Source organism: Micromonospora globosa (genome assembly GCF_000717585.1).
GTDB lineage: Bacteria > Actinomycetota > Actinomycetes > Mycobacteriales > Micromonosporaceae > Micromonospora > Micromonospora aurantiaca.
In genome coordinates this window covers 1-2,737 of sequence record NZ_JNZR01000073.1, presented here as the reverse complement: position 1 = coordinate 2,737, position 2,737 = coordinate 1, and the positions used below count along the sequence as shown (strand labels likewise).

At 60.5% G+C, this 2,737-nt stretch carries 2 protein-coding genes and 1 pseudogene; all 3 read left to right on the top strand.

From position 1 onward, the window contains the following. Positions 1-89, top strand: a pseudogene (locus IF06_RS33815) (IS5/IS1182 family transposase); the annotation flags it as partial. Positions 90-572: 483 nt separating this feature from the next. Then, positions 573-815: a hypothetical protein gene (locus IF06_RS33810; RefSeq protein WP_151015047.1), complete on the top strand. Its 243-nt coding sequence runs from the start codon at positions 573-575 to the stop codon at positions 813-815. 675 nt (positions 816-1,490) lie between these two features. After that, positions 1,491-2,642: a replicative DNA helicase gene (locus IF06_RS33490; protein ID WP_198039709.1), complete on the top strand. Its 1,152-nt coding sequence runs from the start codon at positions 1,491-1,493 to the stop codon at positions 2,640-2,642. Positions 2,643-2,737 lie beyond the last annotated feature (95 nt).

The following is a 2,737-nucleotide window of genomic DNA, read 5'->3' as shown; positions in this document are numbered from 1 at the left end:
AGCTGCGCTGCTGCCCACGCCGAGCGACCGCGATCGTGCAGGCCATCCTCGTCCTGCACCGCGTCGAAGCCGACCGCTACGCAGGATGAAAATGGCTCATTGTTCGGCTTCGGCCCGGCCTGTCTGGCCCTGTTGCTGTCACCGTTGCTGTCGACAGTGCAGGGCGATAGCACGGCTGACTCAGCGCCTACGATATGCCCGTGGAGGGCCTTGGGACGGTCGCACTGGTGCTCTGCGGCGCACTGAGTTGCCTGTTCGTCTGCCTAATGCTGTGCGCCGCCGCTGCGGCATGGGCCGCTTGGCCCAGCCGTCGCCAGTGACCCTTGCCGTCACAACCAACAACTACAGAGGTTGAAGCGGAACTTAGAGCCCCGGCGCACCTACCAGCGACAGCAGCGCCCGACGCCTGCTTGCATGGCGTATCGGGTTGCCATGGCTGTTCGCCGGTTCGCAACGTTTGACGGTGTCTTGTGCCCCCTGTGTGCCCCGAACCTCCGGGGCCGCCTCCTGGCGGCACTGATCGACGCTAGTTCCTGGCTGTCCCTGTCCGGCGTTGGTTCGGACAAGATCGCATGTTCCAGCCGTCCCGTCACCGGGTCGGTGTCGCCCAACTTGATGCCGTCGTGGGTGAAGGGCTGGCGGAGCGGGCCATCAAAGACAACCCGCTCATGCCACCGAGCTACCTCCGATTGCGTGGAGGTCGCCTGCGGAGCACCACTGCGATGGCGCTGATCGCTGCCAGCGCGATTGCGCTGATCGCCGAGATCGCCACCGGGGCGACCGACCCCATGTCGGCGCTGATCTTCACCAAGTAGACCAGCGCCCCGATGGACATGATCACGACCGACATGAGCGCCGCGATCAGGACAGTCTCGGTGCTGGTAGTGCCCCTGCTCTGGTGCGGCTCCGCACTTCTCGTTACGGTAGTCACCGGGTCTTCGTTCTCCTCGTGTAATCGTCCTTGCCTCGGACATTGGTTAACGCGACTGCCACGGCGGCCCCGGGGCTCCTACCCCCGGGTGCCCGCCTTGATCTCGGGCCTGCCGCTCAGCCGCTCACGTTCGCCGTACCTAGCGGCCGGCTACTCCGTAACCGACACTCTTCGCCATGCCGCAGGCCCTTCGCACTCCACCACCCCTGTTGCTATACGTCGCTGCCGCCGATTACACAAGGTAGTGGCGACGGAGGGCGAACGACTGAGCCCAGCTTTTCGCTCGCCTCGTCAAGCCTCATATGTCAACCGAAGCGGCTGACACGGTTCTACGCATCGTGACGATCAAGGTACGAAGCTTTACAAATTCTTACAGCGCCTCGATCCTGTAAGGACGATGGAAGAACACCTTGCGGTTGATCCCGAACCACCTCCCGGCGATGCCCTTAGCGCACTAAGGCATAGCATCGAACGCTTACATATACACAATGGCGCACCAAGCACCCGAACTATCTCTAATCGGACAGGGAAAGCCGTTAGCCACACCACTGTTCATGGCGTGTTGCGGTGTACGAAGCTCCCGACGTGGGGCCAACTTGAACTAGTCGTTGAGCAACTTAATGGAAACATTGAAGATTTTCGTCCGCTCTGGATTGCGGCCCGAAATGAGCAGCAAGGATCGACCGAGCCGAAGGAGCCACCCCTTGTTGGCATTCGACCAGGATCATCAAAGCCTGACGCTGAAGACTCGATAGACAGCAGGCCGCAGCCGCCCGAGCAGACGACTGAGTCCATATCAGATCTCTTCGTTGAATTTCTTGACAACTTGGAGAAGGTCAGCACCCCATCCTTTACCCGGGTTCCCACCGGGTTCACCGACCTCGACATACTTCTGGGCGCTGGGATATCGCCCGGCCAGTTCGTAGTGATTACAGGCCGTCCCGCCATTGGGAAGTCAACATTCGCGCTCGACATTTGCCGCTCCGCCACCACACGCCGCGGATTGCCCGCCCTGTTAATGTCTTTCCGACTCACCAAAACAGAAGTCTTGCGGCGCTTCGTCTCAGCCGAGACCCGCATTGCACTGCATGTCCTTCGCGCCGCGATGCTCTCCGACGGGGACTGGGATAAACTTGCTCGCGGGCTCCAAGAAATCGGCGAAGCACCGCTCTTCATCAACGACGGATACGCTCCTTCCATTGCCACCGTCACGAGAGAAGTAAGGCGCGTGGTCGCAGATTATGACGTCAAACTTGTGGTTATAGATAGCATCCAGCAGTTGATGAGCCATCAAGAAGACGACCTGCGGCGACGAGAACTCCGTGAGATGTCGAGGGCTTTCAAGCTTCTCGCCCTGGAGCTGCATGTGCCGATCGTCGCCGTAAGCGGGGTTGGCCATGGCGTGGACGATCGGGCGTCTGGCCCACCCGAACTGGACGAGCTAGGCGGAATCGACGAAGAAGCGGATGTAGTAATTGCGGTTCACCGGCCCGATTACTACGACCTCATGTCACCCAGGGCGGGAGAGGTAGATCTGATCGTATGCAAGCACCGAGAGGGACCTACCGATACCATCACAGTTGCTGGCCAGCTTCATCTCTCACGATTCGTGGATTTGGCTTGGCCAAGCCCTCACCTCGGTCCCGACGAGTCCGATCAGGAAACGCATTCTGATTCAGAACCCGAGCCTGAAGCGGGTATGCCCTTCTAGTACTCCAGCCGGGGATTGTGATCACGGCTCGGTGAGGGCTTGTCGGGTGTAGTGGCTGGTCATGGCTTGGGCTTGGTGGCGTCGTCGGCGGATGG

Bases quoted from the DNA above. Each gene is read 5' to 3' on its own strand.
- IF06_RS33810 (WP_151015047.1), top strand. From the start codon at position 573: ATGTTCCAGCCGTCCCGTCACCGGGTCGGTGTCGCCCAACTTGATGCC.